General features: G+C 45.6%; 18 protein-coding genes, 2 tRNA genes, 1 rRNA gene, 1 pseudogene and 1 other annotated feature. Of the genes and pseudogenes, 4 read left to right on the top strand and 18 right to left on the bottom strand.

Translation table 11 applies throughout. The features are described from left to right. Window positions 1-14 precede the first annotated feature (14 nt). From QOS03_RS04175 to QOS03_RS04165, 3 genes are read right to left on the bottom strand one after another with little or no spacing between them, the layout of a single operon-like run. Window positions 15-986, bottom strand: coding sequence for an IpaB/EvcA family protein (locus QOS03_RS04175; protein ID WP_283575450.1), 972 nt, complete (start codon window positions 984-986; stop codon window positions 15-17). Beyond that, the gene (locus tag QOS03_RS04170) at window positions 964-2268 is read right to left on the bottom strand and encodes a hydroxymethylglutaryl-CoA reductase, degradative (protein WP_283575449.1); all 1305 of its coding nucleotides are present in this window, start codon (window positions 2266-2268) and stop codon (window positions 964-966) included. Before QOS03_RS04170 ends, QOS03_RS04175 begins: the two co-directional genes overlap by 23 nt. Continuing rightward, complete coding sequence (locus QOS03_RS04165) at window positions 2243-3202, bottom strand: Ppx/GppA family phosphatase (RefSeq protein WP_283575448.1); 960 nt, start codon at window positions 3200-3202, stop codon at window positions 2243-2245. The genes QOS03_RS04170 and QOS03_RS04165 overlap by 26 nt, the downstream gene beginning before the upstream one ends. 174 nt (window positions 3203-3376) lie before the next feature. Between QOS03_RS04165 and helD the strand changes: the two genes are divergently transcribed. Beyond that, window positions 3377-5692, top strand: a complete 2316-nt coding sequence (helD, locus tag QOS03_RS04160) for an RNA polymerase recycling motor HelD (protein ID WP_283575447.1) — start codon at window positions 3377-3379, stop codon at window positions 5690-5692. 40 nt (window positions 5693-5732) lie between these two features. Here helD and QOS03_RS04155 read toward each other — a convergent pair whose 3' ends face one another. From QOS03_RS04155 to QOS03_RS04110, 10 genes and pseudogenes are all read right to left on the bottom strand, one after another. Next, window positions 5733-6896, bottom strand: a complete 1164-nt coding sequence (locus QOS03_RS04155) for a cation:proton antiporter (RefSeq protein WP_283575446.1) — start codon at window positions 6894-6896, stop codon at window positions 5733-5735. A gap of 132 nt (window positions 6897-7028) precedes the next feature. Next, a tRNA-Thr gene (locus QOS03_RS04150) sits at window positions 7029-7102 on the bottom strand. Between the two features lie 74 nt (window positions 7103-7176). Continuing rightward, window positions 7177-8436, bottom strand: a pseudogene (locus QOS03_RS04145) (MFS transporter). A gap of 208 nt (window positions 8437-8644) precedes the next feature. Further along, a complete protein-coding gene (locus tag QOS03_RS04140) occupies window positions 8645-10021 on the bottom strand; it encodes a hypothetical protein (RefSeq protein ID WP_283575445.1) in 1377 nt (458 codons plus the stop codon). 277 nt (window positions 10022-10298) lie between these two features. Continuing rightward, window positions 10299-11084, bottom strand: coding sequence for a sulfite exporter TauE/SafE family protein (locus QOS03_RS04135; protein WP_283575444.1), 786 nt, complete (start codon window positions 11082-11084; stop codon window positions 10299-10301). A gap of 168 nt (window positions 11085-11252) precedes the next feature. Further along, a complete protein-coding gene (locus QOS03_RS04130) occupies window positions 11253-12431 on the bottom strand; it encodes an aminotransferase class I/II-fold pyridoxal phosphate-dependent enzyme (protein WP_283575443.1) in 1179 nt (392 codons plus the stop codon). A 39-nt stretch (window positions 12432-12470) separates the two neighbouring features. After that, window positions 12471-12899, bottom strand: a complete 429-nt coding sequence (locus QOS03_RS04125) for a universal stress protein (RefSeq protein WP_272214891.1) — start codon at window positions 12897-12899, stop codon at window positions 12471-12473. A 1-nt stretch (window position 12900) separates the two neighbouring features. Then, on the bottom strand, window positions 12901-14328 hold the full coding sequence (locus QOS03_RS04120; protein ID WP_169462642.1) for an amino acid permease: 1428 nt from the start codon (window positions 14326-14328) through the stop codon (window positions 12901-12903). Window positions 14329-14653: 325 nt separating this feature from the next. Next, the gene (locus tag QOS03_RS04115) at window positions 14654-15151 is read right to left on the bottom strand and encodes a phosphatidylglycerophosphatase A family protein (protein ID WP_283575442.1); all 498 of its coding nucleotides are present in this window, start codon (window positions 15149-15151) and stop codon (window positions 14654-14656) included. Between the two features lie 16 nt (window positions 15152-15167). Continuing rightward, on the bottom strand, window positions 15168-15341 hold the full coding sequence (locus QOS03_RS04110; protein WP_169462635.1) for a hypothetical protein: 174 nt from the start codon (window positions 15339-15341) through the stop codon (window positions 15168-15170). A 123-nt stretch (window positions 15342-15464) separates the two neighbouring features. Between QOS03_RS04110 and QOS03_RS04105 the strand changes: the two genes are divergently transcribed. Beyond that, window positions 15465-16061, top strand: coding sequence for an alpha/beta fold hydrolase (locus QOS03_RS04105; RefSeq protein ID WP_283575441.1), 597 nt, complete (start codon window positions 15465-15467; stop codon window positions 16059-16061). Between the two features lie 51 nt (window positions 16062-16112). On the opposite strand, the gene bsh is transcribed toward QOS03_RS04105, so the two are convergent. After that, the gene (gene bsh, locus QOS03_RS04100; protein WP_272208398.1) at window positions 16113-17093 is read right to left on the bottom strand and encodes a choloylglycine hydrolase; all 981 of its coding nucleotides are present in this window, start codon (window positions 17091-17093) and stop codon (window positions 16113-16115) included. A gap of 248 nt (window positions 17094-17341) precedes the next feature. Beyond that, on the bottom strand, window positions 17342-18148 hold the full coding sequence (locus tag QOS03_RS04095) for a 2-keto-4-pentenoate hydratase (RefSeq protein ID WP_283575440.1): 807 nt from the start codon (window positions 18146-18148) through the stop codon (window positions 17342-17344). Window positions 18149-18353: 205 nt separating this feature from the next. After that, window positions 18354-18590: a binding site (T-box leader), on the bottom strand. Window positions 18591-18782: 192 nt separating this feature from the next. Between QOS03_RS04095 and QOS03_RS04090 the strand changes: the two genes are divergently transcribed. After that, the gene (locus QOS03_RS04090; RefSeq protein ID WP_283575439.1) at window positions 18783-19232 is read left to right on the top strand and encodes a hypothetical protein; all 450 of its coding nucleotides are present in this window, start codon (window positions 18783-18785) and stop codon (window positions 19230-19232) included. Window positions 19233-19302: 70 nt separating this feature from the next. On the opposite strand, the gene QOS03_RS04085 is transcribed toward QOS03_RS04090, so the two are convergent. Further along, window positions 19303-21066, bottom strand: coding sequence for a glycoside hydrolase family 13 protein (locus QOS03_RS04085; protein ID WP_283575438.1), 1764 nt, complete (start codon window positions 21064-21066; stop codon window positions 19303-19305). A gap of 91 nt (window positions 21067-21157) precedes the next feature. Between QOS03_RS04085 and QOS03_RS09675 the strand changes: the two genes are divergently transcribed. Beyond that, window positions 21158-21370 carry a transposase gene (locus QOS03_RS09675; protein ID WP_408612071.1) on the top strand — a complete coding sequence of 71 codons (213 nt, stop codon included), beginning with the start codon at window positions 21158-21160 and terminating at the stop codon, window positions 21368-21370. A 108-nt stretch (window positions 21371-21478) separates the two neighbouring features. Here QOS03_RS09675 and QOS03_RS04080 read toward each other — a convergent pair. Together QOS03_RS04080 and rrf are read right to left on the bottom strand one after the other, a co-directional pair. After that, window positions 21479-21551: transfer RNA gene (locus QOS03_RS04080), tRNA-Thr, on the bottom strand. Window positions 21552-21556: 5 nt separating this feature from the next. Then, window positions 21557-21641, bottom strand: a 5S ribosomal RNA gene (rrf, locus tag QOS03_RS09725); the annotation flags it as partial.

Genomic DNA, 21641 nt, shown 5'->3' with positions numbered 1-21641 from the left:
AACCACTTCCTTAGTTATTTTCTAACAATAAATGGCACGTTCAGGTCCGTCAGCAGCTTTTCCACTGGTTCATCATACAGCTTTAAAAATTCAGCTGGCGCATCGTTTTCAGGTGCTGGAATCGTAAATGAGTTCTGCCCGTCATTGCGCCGTACGCCGATGTAGGCCCGCTTGCCGGTTTTCCGATCTTTCATGTCAGAATGGAAGATTTCAAACACCTGGCGTACGCTCAAGCGCAATTGTCGCTCACTCAAGACTGGTGACAGCGTAACAAATTCCTTGTTGTGCAATTTAGGCAGATTCCAAGCCGTCATCTGCTCATCAAACAGCTCAAACAGCTTGACGACGTTGCGACGCAGGTCAAACGGCGAGTCAATCGGCTTTACAACCAGTTTTTCATACATCTGCTCAGCTGCTTTAGCTGCCAATGGATAAAGCTTGGTCATTCGTGCCTTGTATTCATCCAGATGATCACCGGTACCATAAAAGACCAATGCATCTAAAAGCGTCAGCAGCCGCATCGTTCGTTCATCATCAACCTGATCGGACTCCGGCGTCAAGGTATGCTCGATGCCCTTAAAGTACTCTTCTTCGATCTGATCGTCAACCAAGCCGTGCTTGCGCTGCTCAGAAACTACGACGCGATGCATGACCATGTCGTAAAGATCGGTCGCCATGATCATCATCTGCTCATCAAGTTCTTCATTGCCCAGTGAAAGCTGGAAAAAGATCTGGGGAAAACCACGCAAAAGCATCAGCAGGTGCAGTAATTCATGTGAGGCAGTATAGTCAGGTGCCGTCAAGTCGGTTACCGTGATTACCAAGCCCCCAGGCAATGTGGTCTGACGTGCCTGATCATGTCTGAGCCAGCCGGATTTTTCGCCTTCAAACTGCACAAAAACGCTGCCTTGTGGATAGATGGCATTAACGGCATCCAAAAGACTTTGCGCTTCTTGATTTAATTTAATCGGTTGTTCTTCTGTCATTTGTTGAATCCTTTCTCAATTCCTGCAGTGCTTTTTTGGCAACTGCCTGACTGACCTGTGGCATTTGCTTGAGCTTCTTGACCAGGGCCGGAATTTCTTTATCCTTTGCTCCTATCACAACCGCCAGTGAACGATACTGCATCTGCATATGGCCCGCTTGAATGCCGCTGGTAGCCAGGGCTCGCAACGCTGCCAGATTTTGGGCAAGACCAAGGCTGGCAGCTACTTTTGCCAATTCTTCAGCTGATTGAATGTCATTAATCTTAAAATTGAGCCGCGTCATTGGATTCAGGCCGATTGAGCCACCAACCGTTCCCACCGGTAATGGCAGTTTTATGCGACCCAATAAGGCATCACCGTCAATTTCCCAGGTACTGAGTCCTTTAAGCTGACCGCTGCTTGCTGCATAGGCGTATGCTCCGCTTTCAATCGCACGCCAGTCATTGCCGCTGGCGATCATCAATGCATCAATGCCATTCATGATTCCTTTGTTGTGCGTAGCTGCCCGATATGGATCCACCTGGGCCAGCTTACTGAGTTCTGCGATCCGTGCCGCCACGGTTTTGCCATCCAGCGTTGGTGTTGCCAGATACTTGAAGTCAACGCGACAGTAAGCCATCTGCAGGCTCATGAATGCCGCGTTGGTTAAAATAGCCGTCAAGACGTCATAATTATGAGCTTTTAGGTAATGAGCAACCGCCTCGGCCATTGTATTGACCGTGTTGGCTCCCATGGCTTCGCCTACGCCAATAATCAGATCAACACTGACAAACGGATCAATTTTTCTGAGCCGAATTTTTTTGGCCCCACCGCCACGCTTTTGCATTGAAGGATGCGCAGCATTGGCAACCGCCAGAATCTCGGTTTCGTGACTGGTCAGCCAGTCTTGCAGCTTGTCTGGATCAGCAACGTTTTTTAAGACAACCTGTCCCAGCATCGCTCGCTTGGCATCCGGAGCAAAAAAACCGCCGCTTAAAGCCACGCGTCGAGCACCGTTGCACGCTGCTGCTACAACAGAAGGTTCTTCAGTAACCACTGGTATGGCATACGTTTTATCGTTAACGACCAGGTTGGTAACCAAACCTTCCGGTAATCGATAATCAGTCAGATAGTTTTCGATCAGCTGATTGCCTAGCTGACTGGCATTGCGAGCCAAAAGCTCTCGTTTGTCATCATTCAGCTTAAATCGATCACTGATGATCTGACGTCGCTGAGCATCCGACAGTCGGTAGAGTCCATGCATCCAGTCAGAATTATCATTGTTTGTATCGTTGTTTTTCATCGTTTTGACTCCGTTTTTCACGCTGCTGAATATATTCGGTAATAATCCCTTCACGAACGCCACTTTCCGAAAAGATCACGCGGCCATCGCTGTTGCGTTCCAAAAGCGTCACCAATGGCAGCATCCCGCCGATGATAATATCAGCCCGATCTGGTTCCAAACCAGGCATCTTCTTGCGCTGAGCCAGATTACGACTCAAAAGCTCACGGTAGGTTGCATAGACTACGCGTGACGTTAGCCGATAACCATGAATCGAGCCGCGATTCTTATGGTGATATGAGCGACTCATCCGGGCCAGCGTACGATTGGCCCCGCCCAACAAAACGATCGGCATGCGCGTAGCATAGCGCAGCCATGGAATCTTATTGAGACGATCACAGACTGCTGCTTGAGCCTTGAAAAGATCGGCACTGCGCACATAGCCCCCCAAATGATACTGCTCGGAAAGGTTAACCGCACCGATCGGCAGTGAAATCAAGTCTCGAGCCTTACGATGCTGCACTAAGACCAATTCACAACTGGCCCCACCCACATCCAGGATCAGACAATGATTGAGCTTTAAGGTGCGCACTACGCCCAGATAGTCATAATATGCCTCTTTATAGCCGGAAAGAACACGGACCGTCAGACCGGTTTCCTGCTTGACCCGTTGAAGAAATTCTTGTCGATTCTTGGCTTGGCGCACTGCTGCCGTTGCAATCGCTTGTACTTGCAGATTGGGCAGGCCTTGGTACTGACGCTTAAAGTGCTTGATTGCCAAGATTGTGCGTTCCATTGCCTCGGGCTGGAGAATCTTTTCGTGACCCATCCCCTCTGAAAGACGCGTATTTTCCTTAACGCGCTTGATTTCCCGAAACTTCCCATCAGGAGAGATTTCAGTTACCGCCATTCGAGCTGAATTTGATCCCAGGTCAACAATTGCGAGGTTTTCCACCACTTTCACCTCCGCATGATTTGTTGATCATTAATTTTTTCAATATCCATTTAATGTTACCATTATCTGCCATCATAAACACCGATTTTGCCATTAAAATTCGCTTTTCCCGCAATCCATGTTCGAACGTGCTAAAATAGTTAGGCAATTTTTGGAAAAAGTGGGGAATTCAGCTTGGCAGACGAATACTCAGAACGTGAATATGAACAGCAACGTGTCGACTGGACGATTCAACAGATCGATGCTCAGATTAAAAAAACGCAGGCAGCTTTAGCCAGTGCCCATCAAGAAACGCGGGCCGTGGAAAAGAATTTTGGTGAAAATGCGTCGATCAACCGCTATGAAGTCGACGATATTGCTGAATCCCGCTCCGAGCTAGAGCAGCAGCGGCAACTGGTAGCGCGAACGGTAGAAAACGAAACTATTTTGAAACGACAGCTGCACACGCTGCAGCAATTAAAGCAGTCGCCTTATTTTGGCCGTATTGATATTCTGGATCCTGGCGAAAAAGAGCCCGAATCGCTTTATATCGGCACGGCTTCATTAATGAACGATGACAAAACCGATTTTATCATCTATGACTGGCGTGCACCGATCTCTGGAATCTATTACAACGGTACGCTGGGCAAGGTTCAGTATCAGACCCCAGCCGGTATGCAGACGACGACCCTGGTTAAAAAGCGGCAGTTTACCATTAAAGACGGCCAGATCGTCAACATGTTCGATACCAATGAGACCGTTGGCGACCAGATGCTGCAAGAGGCATTGGGTCATCAAAACGATCAATACATGCAAAACATCGTGGCAACGATTCAAAAAGAACAAAACGACATCATCAGAGATACCAAAAGCGATCTCTTACTGGTACAAGGGGTGGCTGGATCAGGCAAAACCTCAGCCATTTTACAGCGGATCGCCTACTTGCTGTATCACAGTCGCGCCGCACTCAATGCCGATCAGATCGTTTTGTTCAGTCCCAACCTATTGTTTAGTCACTACATCTCAGACGTATTGCCCAGCTTAGGTGAGCGCAACATGCGCCAGGTAACGCTGGAAGGCTTTTTGCGACGACGATTTGAGGGCTTGAACGTGGAGTCGTTGTTTGAGCGCTATGAGACACGATCGCAAAATCCAGACGTTAATCTAGCAATCGCCAACTATTTGGAAGGCTCCGACTGCATGCATAAGGTAAAAGATTACCTGGCATATCTACAGCAGCATGCAGACGACATCTGTTTTACCGCTCTGAACTTTAGGCAGCAGCCATTCTTTACTGCCGCCCACGTTCAGGCAATCTACCAAACACAGCCGGCTGCCATGACGATTGCCGACCGCCTGCTCAAGACCAAAAACATTTTAATCAAGGAATTAAAAGGCCGGATTCGTGAAGTGGCCAAAAGCGATTGGATTGCCAAAGAGCTTAACGATCAAGACGTTATCAGCCTGCATAATCTATATGGCAAAAAGACTATTGACGACTTTGAAGATGAAGACGCCCAGTATGCCTACTTATCGTATCAGCTGGCCAAAAAGCGGCTGCGGATCGTTTATGATGCTATCTACAATAACTATTTCATCGACTTTAACACTCAATACGAAAAGTTTTTGCAGTGGCTTGCACTGCCTGAAAAAATCGCAGACCACGAGTGGCAGTCTATGCTCTTTGCCTTTCGCCAGCAGCTTGAATATCATCGCATGGCACTGATGCACACAGCACCATTGATGTATCTGCGTGACTTGATGAGCGGCAGCGGTCAGAATCGGGCGTTTGAATACGTCTTTATCGATGAGATGCAAGACTACTCACTAGCTATGCTGATTTATTTAAAACACGCCTTCCCCAAAGCTCGCTTCACGATTCTAGGCGACAGTGAGCAGGCGCTGTTTAAGCCGTTGCAGCTGCCAAAACAGCTCTTAAATGAATTAAACACGGCACTGGCCTTCAAACGGCCCAACTTAATCGAACTCAAACGCAGCTATCGGTCAACCATGGAGATTACGGATTTTGCCAAGAGTCTCTTACCAGATGGCGATCAGATCGTCTCGTTTACCCGTCATGGTACCAAGCCCAAGCTGATCAAAACTGCCGATGCAAATGAAGCTTCAACCGTACTTTTGGAGCAAGCAGCCATTTTGCATCAAAAATACGCCACGATTGCCATCTTAACCAAGGATAAGGCGCAGGCAAAGCAGGTTTATCAAACACTGCATCGTCGGTTTAAGTCAAACGCTCACCTACTCAACAACCAAGACAGCGTTTTGCCGACCGGAATCGTAATCTTGCCGATTTATCTGGCTAAAGGCTTGGAATTTGACGCTGCCATTGCTTGGGACGTTTCGAACCAAAATATGTCAAGACCTGAGGCAGTTGGCCTAATCTATACCATGGCCTCACGTGCAATGCATGAGCTGACCTTGATCAGTGCCGGTCCCATCAGTTCAGCAATTGATCAAAATGCGGCCCAGCTGGTTGAAATGATTGAAGAATAAACAATAGCAAAAGTCCCCGTGTGATTGCACGAGGACTTTTTTATGCTGTCTGTTTAGTTTTTTGAAGCGCGTTTTTCAAGATGAATGGTGCTAAAATCGTTGCCAAAACGATGACTGTAATCACATCTGAATAGTACTTTTCCGAAAGCAGATGAGCTTCATAGCCAATCTGAGCCGTAATCAAGGCCATTTCGCCCCGGGCAACCATCCCACTGCCGATCACGTAGCTGCTGTTAAAGTCAAAGCCCATCAGCTTAGCACCACCACCACAGCCAATCAGCTTAGTCAAACAAGCCAGAATCGTCATGACGATGATAAACAGTAATGAATCGACAAAATGATCCAGCCGCATGCTCAAGCCGACATTTACGAAAAATACCGGAATAAATAGGGCATAGCCAAGTGGTACGAAACTCTGGTTGACAACTTCGCTGGTCTTGGTATTACCGATCGCGATTCCAGCAAAGAATGCTCCCACAGCGCCACTCAAGCCAACCTTATCAGCCAGCGCGGCCATCGTCAGACAGATGATCATTGCCGCTACTGCAGGGGCCGCGATTGTCAGCATGCGTTGACTGGCATGCATCAGATAGGGCGCTAAAAACTTAACCAGCAGGTAGGTGCCAATAAAAAACAGCAGCTGCAAAAAGATCGTCAGCCCCAGACTCATATGCTGCTCGCCATCGAATCCCTGACCGCGCATCATGCTGATCAAGATGCTCAGTGCAATCACGCCACCAATATCATCGGCAACCGCCGCGCCAAGAATCGTGGCCCCTTCTTTACTGTCTAACTGGCGATACTCACGTAAGACGGCCACTGAGATGCTGACAGAGGTGGCTGAAAAAATCACGCCAACAAACAATGATTCAAACCACTGCATCCCGAACAAGTCTGATGCAAATCCCATGACCACGACTGGCAGAATCATCCCCATCAAGGCCACGACAACTGCTGGCTTAAGGTACTTTTTCAGCAGGTTCAGATCACTTTCCAAACCGGCGATAAACATCAGAATGATCACGCCGATTTCTTGGAATTCATTGATCATTTCCGTTTGGTGAACCCAATTCAGCATGGCCGGTCCTGCCACGACCCCGACTAAGATCTGCCCAATGACATCGGGAATGCCCCACCGTACAAACAAGTGTGAAACAAGCTGCGTGACTAAAAGGATTCCCGCCAAAGTGGCAATAAAACTCATGTCTTTCCCCTTTCTTCAATGTTCAAAAACAAAACTATATTTTTATCTTACCAAAAACAATGATTGGCTTCATCAAAAAAAGCCTTCTGCCAAGCTGCAGAAAGCCTTTCTAAATTACTGCCTGTTTTATAGAGCCGTCTAGCGGATTTGAACCGCCGACCTCATCCTTACCATGGATGTGCTCTACCTATCTGAGCTAAGACGGCACTGGTAGTATAGCGAAGAATCGCGCTTCACGCAAGTCAGCAGTCAAGCCGTTTGGTCTGATCTTTAACTCTGCCTATTCTGGTTTGACATCGTTCAGGCGCGGCAGAATCAAGAAGATAACCAGACCGATCACGAAAAGAATTACCAAAGAAAAGATTCCCCAGCGCAAGTTGCCGGTCCATTGCGTTGCCAGCCCAACCAAAACCGGTCCCAGAATCGCCGAAAACTTGCCCAAAATGTTATAAAAACCGAAAAACTCGCTGCTGTCGGCTTTAGGAATCAGCCGACCAAAATAAGAGCGACTCAAAGCTTGAATGCCACCCTGGCTGGTCCCAACTAAAATAGCCAGAATCCAAAAATCAGCTGCCGTCTATAATTTCAACGCATACAGACAGATAAACATATACACGACGATGCTTAACAATAAGGCTTTGCGTGTCGATGCCTTTTTAGCCAGCTAGGCATAAAACTTTGAAAAAGGTGCTGCAATCAGCTGTACTGCCAGCATGACTACCATCAACGTGGTCGTCTTGATACCCAGATCCTCACCAATGACCGTTGCTATGGTTACGATCGTATCAACGCCATCAATAAAGAAAAAATAGGCTACCAAAAACCAAAAGGCCTGCTTATAGTGGTTAATGTGCCGCAAGGTCTTGATCACACGCTGCCAGCTGTTGGCAATACGATTTTTGGTATCAGGAACGCCATAGCGCTGCCGACCGTTTTTCATCAATGGCCAGGCAAACAACAGCCACCAGATCGCCGAAAGCCAAAAACTAAAACGCGCCACACCATTGCCATCCATCATGCCAAAGCCATTCGTCAACTCGGCGGCTAAAAAGATCGCAAAGGAAAGCACACCACCAAGATAGCCAAAGCCAAAGCCGGCTGAAGATACTTCATCCATCTGCTCATCATCGGCCACGTCCGTTAAGAAGCTGTCTTAGAAAAGATTGCTGCCAGAATAGCCCATGTTGGAAATCACGTAAACGATGATCAGCCACAACCAGGCCAGCGTGCCACTGGCTGGCAAAACACCTAAGATGACAGCTGTTACGATCCCCAGCCAAGTAAATACGTTCAGCCAGCGTCGTTTAGCATGCGGATAATCGGCCAAAGCTCCCAATAGCGGTGCCAACACGGCAATGATTAAGGTACTAAAGCTGTTGGCATAGCCCCAGTAGGCTGTCGAATCAGCCGATGAAATGCCGCCTTTTAAGGCAACGGCTTTAAAGTAGATGGGAAAGACTGCGGTCGTAACCAGCATGGCATAGCCGGAATTAGCCCAGTCATAAAAGATCCATTCCCATTGCTGCTTGTTAAACTTCAATCTAATCACCCTTTCAGTACATAATTCCAAACGATAACAAGGTTTTTGACCTGAAAAGATTCTCTCTAATAGTATTTTAGTGCTGTTCGATCATGTCATGTGTATTTACTGGTCATTTCAGCCAAATCTAAAACCCATCGCCAGCAGCCGATGGGTTAAAGTGTCTTAATCTAAATTATTGTACTGAGTTATTAATTGATTCGCTTAGTCACTCGGCGTCTGATTGATATTGGCAAATGATCAGCTTGGTTTTTTTCAGCGGATAGGGTACGTGTTTACGGTCCACAATTTGGATTCGTTCAATCCGCCCAACTGCTGGATGATTGTCATGACCGACGGGAACACTGACCAGATCGCCTTCTGCTAATTGCTCGTCTTCGGTACGATAACAATAGGTACGGCCACCATCTTCAAACGAGACGTCACAGTAAATATATTGACCAGGCCGGCGCCATTGGTGATGATACAGAGCTGGATCAAGCAGCTCATTGCCATCGTAAAGCTCCAAAAATTCCTCGATCTGCATAGCCAGTTTGGGAAAATCAACCGGCAGTCCCTGCTTGTCAAATGAACCATTGATGATCCGCGTTTGATTATCAGCGCTCTGGATTTCAATTGAATAGCTGCGCTGATCATCAGGGTCATACACCACGTCATCAGCGTTACCATTGACGTATGCCAAAAAGCTTGGCGTCTGCAATTCGTCTAATAAAGCATCGATGGCTTCGGTAATGTGATAGCGATACTCCATTTTACAGCTGTCACTGAGCCATTTTTGGTAGATCAGCTCCTGATTGTTGCGATCAAGCGTAATTTTTTCGTGATAGTCAAGATAAAACGGCCCAGCATCCATTTGATAAAGCTTAGCCTGACGATGATAGCGAATCGTCAATTGGTTGATTTTTTCAGCATGTACCAACCCATCAAACAACCACAATTTAGCATCTCCTGGCCAGATTCCACGTAATTTTTGGGACAATTCACCCAATTCGGTATCCGTCAGCCAGTAGCCGCGTGTCTGATACTTTCGCCCATCCGTTGCGACTAAAGTCAATTGCCATTCGTTTTCAACATTGCTTGATTTAAATGAATGGTGCTGTCTAAAATAATCAGCCAGCTGTTCCAAAAAGACGTTCAGCTGAAATCCCTTTAAATTCTCCTTTTGTTTGACCAGCGTCTCATATTGATCATCCATAATCTGCAAAGCAGCCTTGCCATTGCGACCGATTTTGAGCCATTGGACAACAGCTTTGGTATCTTCGCTGGTTTTTGAGATCAGTTCCATGTGTGCGATCACGCCATGAAAAACGAATGGCGAATCAACACTGCCTATGGCCAATTTTTTCAGCCGCTGCAAGGCCAGGACCAGCCACGCTTTTTGAGAATCTGCTGGGTGATCTTGCCAGTATTGCCATTGCCAATAGATGGCATGGCCCAGCATTACTTGATCATTGATTTTTTCAATAATTTTTTTAAAACCTTCCAAAGAGGTCAGTGGCCGCTCAATTGGAAAGGCATCGTCAAGATCGATCGTTGGCTGATCAAAATGCAGGTCCTGGCACTGCCATTCAAATTCATCGTCCATTATTGCCGCATTTGGCAACTGGGCTTTGATCAAAATTTCCAGCCACTGATCAGCAAAATTAAACACTGCTTGATTTTTGCCATCGGGCCATCCCCTTTGATCTGATTATCCCTAATCTACCATTTTTAACCGGTTTTGGAACAATAAAAATAGAGTGAAAAAAACTAATTCTTCTAAACAAAATAAAACAACTTTAATAATAGAAATGGCTGAAGATCAACGCTTTAAGTAACGCAATCTTCAACCATTTTTCTGTTTTGAGACTTTATTCCCAGCCTTATGAAAAATTGCGAATCGTCAATGAAGCTGCCAAAATCAAGGCTCCAATCCCAACTAAAACCTGCATCAGGCGGCCTGGCAGGTGACGAACGATGATTGGCCCTAAAATGCCGCCAATGATGTTGCCAATCATCAATGGCAAAACGTAATGCCAGCGAATCGGTGTTTCCAGAGCAAATACGATCCAAGCCGTCGTATTGGTGGCCGTCATTGCTACGTTTTTTAAGGCGTTGTTGATAGCAAAGCTTTCTTGCCGATTAATAATCGTCAACAGCGTCAAGCACAAGACACCTGCCCCGGCATTAAAGTAGCCAGCATAAACCCCGATCAAAAAGATCCACAGCATATTAAAACCGCGCTGTACCAATGACTTGCCAAACATCTTGCTGTTGGCTGACATGGTTGACTGTGCCTGCTTGGGTTGGTGCGGAAACAGCAGAATAATCCCGCCAATCCCAATACAGATCGGTACCAGATACTTAAACCAGGTTCCCGGTAAGGCAAACAAAAGCCATGCTCCGAGCACTGATCCAACCAATACCAGTGGTAAAACCAATTTGACCTGTTTTTGATGGCCTCGCAGCTCTTTAGTTGATGCTGCCAGTGAACTGTAGCCACTGGTAATCGTTGAAAAGGCACTGGTTACGTTAGCCGTCACTGGCGGCAAGCCCATCGCCAATAGTGAAGGATAGGTCACCAAAGACGCCAACCCGGCTGCCGCGCTAATGATGCCTGCCAAAACACCAATACCAATCATCAAAAGAACAAATCCCACTCCCGTCATCTCTTTTCCTAAAATAATGTCAGAATTGTTTTTTATTATAGAACATTCATTGATAGTTTAGACCCCGCAATTTTAAAAAGCATTAAAACCATCAAAACAAAAACAGTGCTATGTCTTGCTCAAATCAAAACATTGCACTGCTGATATTTTTACGATTGATATTGTGGTCTAGTCAGCCTGATCTTGGGCAAACACCTTCGCCAGACCATCGACTGCTTTTTGTAGCTTTTCCATTGAAGCCGCATAAGAGATTCTAAAATAGCGGACGGGTAATTTGGTAAAGGCTGCTGCGGGAACAACCGCAACCTTGGCTTTTTCTGCCAGATGTTCGGCATAAGCCATCGAATCGCCATCAAAGCCGTCTGGAATCTTAACCCATAGATAAAAGGCCCCTTTTGGCTTGGTGTATTCAAAACCAATCTTATCCATTGCCGCCATTAAAAATTTGCGTCGGCGATCGTATTCAGCCTTCATTTTGGCCGTATCTTCATCACCATGCAGCAAAGCTTCTTGGGCAGCATCCATATTCATCGTAGCATTGGTGGAAATCGCTGCTTGGTGAACCTTGGCTAAAGCCTTTAAAACGTCACGTGGGCCGCAAATATAGCCAACGCGCCAACCGGTCATGGCCGCATTCTTGGATACACCATTGACGTAGAGCGTCTGATCCAGCAACAGCTTGGCCATTGAAAGATGCTCGCTTTCATAAAGCAGATCAGCATAAATCTCATCATCCAAGATGGCAACGTTATAGTTTTTAAGCAGGTCTGCCAAGGCCCGCAGCTCATCTGGCGTATAGGTAACGCCGGTTGGATTGACCGGATAGTTGAGTACCAATACTTTGACTTTGTCACCATACTTGTCGAGTGCTTCTTTAAGCAGTTGTGGCGTTATCTTAAAGTCTGGGGCTGACGTTTCAAGCTCAACAGCTTGTGCATTGCACAGCTCGGCATTGATTCGATAAAGCGTGTAGGCCGGGCACGGAATCAACACGACATCACCTGGCTCACACAAGCCATTGATAATCGTACTGATCGCCCCGCTAGCCCCTTCCGTAACGAAGATTTCGCCTTCTGGATCATAGTGAAGATCAAAATGGCGGGCCAGATATTGACTGATCGCATTGCGCAGCCCCGGCGTCCCCCAGTTGTGAGGGTAGTGCGTATGATCATCAAGGATGCTTTTAATTGCTGCCAGCTTAACATGGTCGGCCGTTTTAAAATCCGGTTCGCCGACCGTCAGATTGACCATTTCTGGATCACTGCCGTACTTGTTGTTAAGTACCCGAATTAATGACGGCTTGGATGACTTGAGACTTTCTGGGACCAACGATGCGATTTTACTCATAAAAATTTCCTCCTTATGATAACTTTGATGAATGATTAACTATTTGACTACCAGCACGTCCACATCAGCATGACGAACAACATAATCGGTATGCGATCCTTGCAGCATCTTTTCAACCGCATTAATTCCTGTGCTGCCAAGAACGATTAAGTCGATATCATGTTGTTTGGGATAATCATAGGCTAAAATGGTCTTGATACTACCAACGACCACCTCTGCACTGGCATTGGTTCCCTTATCCAGTGCTTTTTTCAAGTATGGTTGCAGTTTTTTTCTGGTTCGAACGGCAAAGTCTTGGTAAAAGTCTTCATTGACCCCAAACGAAGAATCCATCCCCCGATCACGATTGACGACCCAAACCAAATAGAGCTTGGCCCTAAAAGCCTTGGCCAGCTCAATGGCTGTTTCAAAAGCTTTATCGGCCCGTTTTGAGCCATCGATGCCAACCAGGATATTTTGATATACCATATTAAATTCCTCCTTGATTGACTGCGTTTAAGTGCGAATGGCGTCGGCCATAGCTAAAGTAAAATATCAGCCCTAAAGCCAGCCAGATAAAGAATCGTACCCAGGTCTCCCAGTTGAGCCCCGCCACCAGCATCAGACAAAAGGCAATCGAAACGATCGGCGTAAACGGAACGCCTGGTGCCTTGAAGCCACGATGCAGATCAGGCTGGGTATAGCGCATAATTAAGATGCCAGCCGAAACTAAGATAAAGGCCGTTAGCGTCCCAATATTGACCAGCTCAGAAAGAATATTTAGGTTGATCAGGCCAGCACCAAGCGCGGTAATAATGCCGAAGAACCAGGTCCCCTTAAAAGGCGTCTGATGTTTTTGATCGACTTGACCAAAAAACTTTGGAAAAAGACCATCACGTGACATTGAATAGCTGATTCGCGACTGACCATATAGCTGCACCAAAATCACGGTCGTCATCCCTAAAATAGCACCAATGGAAACAATAATTGAAAGCCAGTTTTGCCCCGTTTTAGCAAGCACGGCCAAAATCGGTGCATTGATGTATTTTTGGAAAACCGGATAGCGAACGACCCCAGTCATCGTCAAAGTCATGCAGAAATACAAAATCGTTGAAACCACCAGTGAGAGCAAGATTCCTCGCGGCAAAGTTTTGCTGGGATTGATCGTCTCTTCGGCACTGGATGAGACGGAATCAAACCCAATAAAAGAAAAGAAGACGATTGAGGCCCCAGGAATAATCCCGGTTGCCGTTCCATTATGATGGGAATACCATCCGTAAGGGCTGAACGGGTGCCAGTTTTGCGGCTTGATAAACCAAACGGTGCAAGCAATAAAAAGAATAATTACGGCCAATTTGATGATAACCATAGTATCGTTGACGCGCTTGGTTTGAGTAATTCCCATTGAGATGATCCAGGTAATGATCAAAACAACCAAAAAAGCCGGTAAATTAAAGTAACTGGTAACACCAGGCGTCGTCCCTGCTGCCGCAGCCAAAGCCTGTGGAATATGAATGCCAAGACTGTCAAGCAGGCTGGTAAAATAACCCGACCAGCCAACCGCCACCGTAGCCGCACTCAGCGCATATTCCAAAATCAAGTCCCAGCCAATGATAAAGGCAATGATTTCACCAAAGGCAATATAAGAATAGGTATAGGCCGAACCAGCAATCGGCGCCATAGAAGCAAATTCGGCGTAACATAGGCCGGCAAAGCCGCAGCAGATAGCCGCAATCAAAAACGAGACGGAAAGCGCCGGTCCAGCTGTAAGAGCCCCCTTACCGGTCAAAACGAAGATTCCAGTCCCAATAATGGCACCAATTCCTAGAAAAGTCAGGTCCCAGGTACGGAGCGTTCGTTTTAGTGGTGACGCATTATTGATCAAGACATTAACATCTTTTTTGCGAAACAGAGACAACATAGGCAAGCTCCCTTCTAATCAAAAATTAACATAAACTTTAGCTACTTTTAATACGGGAGTAAATAAGATTGTCTTAAATCGTTGCAAATTTTGTCAATAAAGCGCTTTATAACAAATAACGTTAATGTAGTTATCTATCTAATCTTTTTTTAATAAAGTAGTACCATTTTGATTTATGGATAATAAAAGCGTTATCAAACGGATCGTGAGCAAATTAATCTACCAAAAAATCCTCTTAAAAATGATGTCCTGGCCGTCCCAGCAATCACTTTCAAGAGGAGCGCTCTTTTTAGTCTGAGCAGTCGTCTAAATCGGTTCGCCATCAAGCATACTTATGCGCGATTTTGCCGCAGACAGCCGCGACGATTGCTCCCAATAGATCATCAATAAACGTGTTGATATGTTTTTCATCGGTATCAAAGCTTTTAATGATGCCATACTTGACGCGATCCAGATAGCCGAAGTTAGTTGCGCCGATCGTGCCGTAAATATCAGAGATCTGCAGTGCCAGTGCCTCATCCACGCCAAATACCCCTGCATCTTTTCTGATGATCGAAAGCAGTGGTTCTTTGATTTGATTTTCTTCCGCCAGGCGATCCAATTCCAGTGCCACCATGGCATTATTGAGCAGCTCACGCTTGTGCATGACGTTGAGCAGCTCTTTATAGCAGTCTTCTTCCGTTAGTTCGGGAATAAACTGCTGCTGCAGGTCAAACGCAATCTTGGCCAGCTGGTGCAGATCAACGCCGCGTTCTTTTAATCGAGTCACTACAAATTCATATGCCTTGGTATCTGGATACTTAAAGTCTTTTGTCAGCAAAATCTTCACCTCATTATCAAACCGCTGCTTTTCCTGTCGTCTGCCACCACCAGATTAATAAAATGATTATAATAATCAGACCGAGTAATTCAATCAACAGCCAGAACTTTTTGTGGGGACCATCTGGCAGTGGAAAAACAAACACAAATGGTAAAATCAGCCAGCCATGCCTTAACAGCCAAAATAGCATCGTAAGCCCCCTTTAATTTAACACATTGCAATTATAACGCGACTGACCATCACTTCGGCTTTTATTGTTGTTTTGTGGTAAAATAGCTTTCTTAAAGAACACTATAGAAAGTTGGCACTAGTTATGGGAACCGTCATCGTCTTGCCTGATTTAAAACAGTCATCCGCATTTTGGCAACAGCTCAATATTGGTCGTCATCAGCTAAGGCTCGTTGATTATCGTCAATTCAGCGATGCAGCTTTAGACTACCAGTCCTTGGCACAGGCCGTTGAACAACTGGTGCGTCAGGTTCCACAGCCGGTCACGCTGATTGGTGATGGCATTGGAGCCATCATCGCGCTGAAAGTCGCTGTAACAGCATTCGGCCGTATTGACAATCTACTTTTGGTCAAGCCGCAATATGAGATCCCGACTGCTCGGCTCAAACGTCAGGCTGCACGCTGGCGACTGCTTCCCCAAGGCAGTTTTAAGGACCGGCCGCTTGATAAAAAATCATCCTTAGCGCTGCTGCAGTCGTTGTATGACGTCGACCTGACCAATCAGCTGATGCATATTCAATGCCCCACCACCGTTTTTTGCGGCAGTCGCGACCGGCAAAACCGCACGGCAGCTCAAGGCCTTAGCAACCGGCTTTTTGATGGTCATCTGATCTGGATTGACAAAATGGAGGCTGCCATTAATGATGACGGCTTAAAATCATTAGGCAATCAATTACGCTAACCAGACAAAATAAAACCGCTTGGAAATTGTTCCAGGCGGTTTTTTGATTGCTTAGTTTTGCCAGTTGATGTTTTGTTCATTGGCCAAGGCATAGTCAACCAGCTCTTTACCATCCAGATCAACCTTGTGCATGTCAACGGCATTGATTTGGTTGTTGTCATAGGTCGTGTAGTAGTAGATCCCACGATCGGCATTGACACAGGATGAATAAATCGTAAACTCAAATTGATTATTCTCGACGCCATCCAGGTTCTTTTGCTGTTCAACCGAGTGCAGAATGTGGAAGAAGTTGCCGACGTTCTCGTTTTCGGTTTCTCCCTTAGGTGCGTTAAGCTTGGTAAAGGCAACCTTGACAAAACGCGACATTGAGTCCATCCCGCCAGGCAGGCCCCGCGTTCCCAAGCCACGACTGTAGTTATCGAGCTCAAGGTCTTGGCTGAACTTGTTTTCTGGCTGCTGAGGACTTAAGAACTGGTAGTTGTTCAAGTTGAACAGCTGCTTGTCAAATTGAGGATTGTTGGTCAAGACGCCAACTGGATTGTCATAGACGTGCAGACCATCACGATCACATTCAATCGTTAAAGTCTTTTCAGATGCCGTTTCAGCCATCAGCCAGTGCAGTGGTGAAAGCGGCAGCTGTTCGCTAAAGTCGATCTTAACCAGGTTGATCTTGTCTAACAAAACCTTAGCTTCGGCCAGTGTTGCGCATTGGCCCAGAATCCATGATACGAACTCAAATGGCGATACGTTGTCCTTGCCTTCTGCGTATGGCTTGTAGTCGGCGTTGCCTGGGTAGTTCAAGCCAGCCATGCTTAACCCTTTTTCATTGGTAGCGTCAAAATAAAGCGGATAATTGTCGACCGTCGTTGCCATACCGATCAAAGCATAGTGATGTTCAAGCGTTGGCATCTTACGGAACGTCAGCGGAAAATTGCGCGGCGTGATCGTAACCTTTTCACCATAAGACAGTTCCAAATCCAAATTCCGACCAAAATAGTGGTCACCAGCAGTATAGGTTGCTGCAGTACACATGAGCCTTTACTCCTTTACAAATGTAAATTATCATTATTCGATCGTCATTTTAGTGCAAACTATTTTTAAAACAAGTATTACATAAATAAAAAAAACTGCTATCACGAGGGCCCAATCCCGTTATAACAGCTTTTTTACGTTTTTGTCGATTAATAGATTTAAACAATTCTTATTGTGTTTTTAAACAATTCTTAAACTAATTTTTTGTCAATTTCTATAAAAATCAAATCAGGTAGGGAAACATAATCCTAATCGGTAACGTTCAGTTCAACCGTACCAAAACCATGATCAAACTTGGCTTCCCACTTGCCGGCAGCCAGTTTTGGCGGCAGCACAAACGTTCCGGAAGACACCAGCTGACCTTTCTTAAACTGCTTACCTTGTTCAGCCAGCTTGGCAACTAGCCATTGCAGCGACTTCAGCGGATTGCCAAGAACTTCTGAGGAATCCCCTTCATCTTTCTTCTCGCCATTAAAATATAGCTCGGCATGAACCTTAGCTGCATCTTCTGGCGTGGCAAAGACCTTATCCGTGTCGCGTTCTTCACCATAGACAACCAGGCCGCCAACCGCACAGTCTGACATAACGTTGTACTTGGAAAGACTTGGGAACCAGTCTTTAAAGCGTGAGTCAGGAACCTCAAGCGTGCCGCAAACCGTTGTCTTCTTCATCAGATCTTCCAGCGAGTCGTCCGGTGACAGATCCTCCTTGGCCCGAAAACCTAGTTCTACTTCAGTCAGTGCCGCCATGCGATCACTGAGCTTAACCGTTGCTGGCGACTTTAAGAAGTGGTCTTCAACCTGTTGACCATACAGTGGTGAGTCAGAGTCAAACATCTTTTGCGTTTCTTCACTGGTTAATGAGACCTTGTAGCCGCCCAATTTTTGGTTCTTCAAAGCCGTAACGCGATCTTGGACGCGGTAGGCCGTATCGTCATCGGTAACGACGCCTTCCCATTCTGATTCCAGTAATGGGCTGCCAGACTTGTAGGCATCATACAGTGCTTGAGCAAATTTTTCTTGTGCGTCGGTCAGGGTTGCTTGTTGTTCAGCCATAATTAGATTCCTCCATTTTTAATTGCCTCACGCTGGCAGATTATAATGGTTCCGGCGTGAGTGTTCATGTCTTGTTCGTTTTGTACCGTGCATTTGAATATTAATATCGCTAATGTCGCTGTCTTTCATGACACTCACCTCTTTTATTGTCTGATTTGAATACGAATTAAAAAACGCCCCTTAAATACCGGCTGCTGCCAAGTATTTAAAGGACGTCACACGGGCGTGGTACCACCTTTTTTCGTTAAGTACAAACTTAACCTCAAACAAACCCAAATTTGGATTCATCGGCACGATAATGGGTGCTGCCAGGTGCGTCTTACTAAGTTTTTGACGCCCAACTCATAGGCGATTTTCATTCAAGGGCTTGGCTGACTCACAACTACCGTCAGCTTTCTGATTTCCTGCGGCTGGAACTACTCTTCCTAATCAATGTTTTTAATCATTTTCTAATTCGTATTTAATTTATGTTTATATAATAAGCACCACAATCCTCAAAGTCAATAGGTTTTTAAAATTTTATCATCATTTTCTAATTTAACGTTTATAAAACACCACAAAATGCTGATTCTGTCGTTACATTATTGCCCCGCCAAGCGTAAAATATAATCAATCAACGACGCGAGGTGAGAAGATGCGGTGGAACAACAATCGCCAAATTGGCCAAAACTATCGTGCTATGATCAGACTGATGTTTGCCGTTGCCATCATTGCGGCTGTAATTATGGCCATTTTTGATGATCATCCCGATCCGGATCCGACCATTTTACAAAGTCGTACCACACACCTAAAAAGATCGCTCAACCAAAATCTAGACCATGATCAATACATAAAAATCGATGTATCTGAACGCCGCATTCTTTTAAAAACATCGGCACAGAATCTTACCGATCAGCAGCTAAAAAGTCGGCTGGATCAGTTGACCAATCAGATCAGCACGCTGCAAAAAGCTGCCCAGACACATCTACCCATCTACGTACAAAATCCACACGGCCAGATCATTGCCCAGATCAAAATCGATCATCGCGGCTGGTACCGCAGTCAAAAAGGCCTTAAAGTCAAAGCTGTATTCGGAACGCAATAGTCATCGCCAGCAGCGGTGGCTTTTTATTTAGCCGCAAAACGACTAAAGCTTCAACAGCCGCGGCCAATAATCAGTTTTGCATGGCAATCACGAATCCCTTAGACCGCAGCCGCCGTTTTTGCAGGCCCTGCGAAATCAACGGCACCAGTTGACAGTCCAATGATTCGCGCCCCGTATTGAAAACTGCCGTTAGCTGCTTATGCTGCAGTTGACGCTTAATTACGATACCTTGATCATTCGGCAAAGCAGTCAGTTCAATCGTGCCCTGTGCTATCAGCTGCCAGTGTTCTTTTCGCCATTTAATCAAATCACGAACAAAATCATGCATTGCTATCGCTTTTGCATCGGGGTACCAGTTCATCGGCTTGCGACAATCCGGATCATTGCCCCCCGTCATCCCATATTCGGTACCGTAATAAATTGATGGACTCCCCGGCTGTAGAAACGTAAATGCCAGTGTCTGTCTGACCAGCTGATCATCTTCGTTGGCTAAGGTCATAATACGAGCCGTATCATGCGAATTAAGCACATTAAACATCATGGCATTAGTCTGATCGCGATAAAGCATTAATTGATGACTTAAACGTTCAACCAGTACTTGGCTGCTCAGCTCGTGTTTGATGAAATGATTAATAATCGCTCCAGTATAGTCATAGTTCATCACACCGGTAAACTCATCGCCATTGAGCCATGGCTGTGCAGAATGCCAGATCTCCCCCAGAATATAAAAATCATCTTTGAGTGTCAGCATCTCATTATGGAAACGACGCCAAAAGTGATGGTCAATCTCATTGGCAACGTCCAGCCTCCAGGCATCAATATCAAATTCACGCACCCAATAGCCCGCAATATCTAAAAGCCAGTCCTGTACCTTGGGATTGGCCGTATTAAGCTTTGGCATATGTGGCGTGTAGTCAAACGTGTCGTAGGTCGCATCCTTGGCAAATTCAAAGTTGTCCGTCGGTGTATAGGTAACTGGGAAACGATTGATATGAAACCAGTCGGCATACTTTGAATCCTGGCCATTTTTCAAAACGTCTTGCCACATAGGCGACTGATCACCAATATGATTAAAAACGGCATCCAGCATAACGCGCATCCCTCTTTGATGTGCCTGCTCAACCAGTTTCTTAAACAGCTTAGCATCACCAAAATGTGGATCAATTTGATAATAATCTTGCGTGTCATACTTATGATTAGAAGGTGCCTTAAAGATTGGATTAAAGTACAAGCCATTAACGCCTAGCTGTTTAAGATAATCCAGATGATTGATAACGCCTTGCAGATCACCACCATAAAAGTCCTGGAGCCCAGGATGCGTTTGGGGATCCCAAGGCTTAGTGCCTACCGGATCATTGGCAGCATCACCATTGGCAAAGCGCTCTGGAAAAATCTGATACCAAACCGTCTGCTCAACCCATTTTGGTGCGTGAAAGGCATCAATATCTTGAAAATAAGGCATTCGAAAGTAGGTATTAGCGTCCTCTAGCATTTTTAAATCATCTGACTTGATAAATCCCTGGTCAGTATAGATAAAACAATTGTTAGACTGATCAATCAGTTCAAAGGCATAGGCTAAACGTTTCTTAGGCTCAGTTACGGCCAATTGCCAATAGTCAAACAGCTCATCGGTATGAATCTTTTTCATTGGCGTCGGCTGCGTATAAAATTTTGGTAGGTCCGGTCGGCTGCGCAGACTGTATGGATCACCGTGCAATAGACTGACACCAGCAATATCATCTTTAGCCGTTTTCAAACGAATATGCATGATATCTTTAGTATAAAGATAGGCCATTTCGCTTTCGGGGCGATGATAGACTCCAGCAAAGTTCATAAAATGCTCCTTTATTAAGAATCAGTATTTTAAGTTACAGTTGATTTTAATTTTTTGCCAGCATAAGATCAAGCCAAGATAAGCACTCAATATCATCTCTAACTATAAAACTCCAAAACCGCTATGGATCAACCTCCATACGCTTCATCAATCGGCCCATTTTGTCGCTAATAGTACCAAATATGACTACTCCAATGGTCCAATGGAAGGCATCAAGCATAAGATCAAAAACTTAAAACGTAGCTGTTTTGGCTTCCGTAACTTTAAAAATCTGCTTCGGCTCATTGAATGCATCCGTTATTAAAAAATCCCCACTTCATTTTTGAAGCAGGGAATAGATCTTCGCCAATACGATTTGACAAAAACAAAAAAACTCGATGATAGATCTAACTATCATCGAGTTATCAAATAGTGCTGACTAAAGGATTCGAACCTTCGACCTACGCATTACTAGTGCGTTGCTCTGCCAACTGAGCTAAGTCAGCATGATGCGTGGCGATGCCCTATCCTCGCAGGGAGCGATCCCCCAACTACTTTCGGCGCGTTGAAGCTTAACTTCTGTGTTCGGCATGGGA

It is taken from the genome of Limosilactobacillus pulli (genome assembly GCF_947381555.1).
Taxonomy (GTDB): domain Bacteria; phylum Bacillota; class Bacilli; order Lactobacillales; family Lactobacillaceae; genus Limosilactobacillus; species Limosilactobacillus pulli.
The sequence above is the reverse complement of the archived record's forward strand: the minus strand, read 5'-3'. Positions and strand labels throughout refer to the sequence as shown.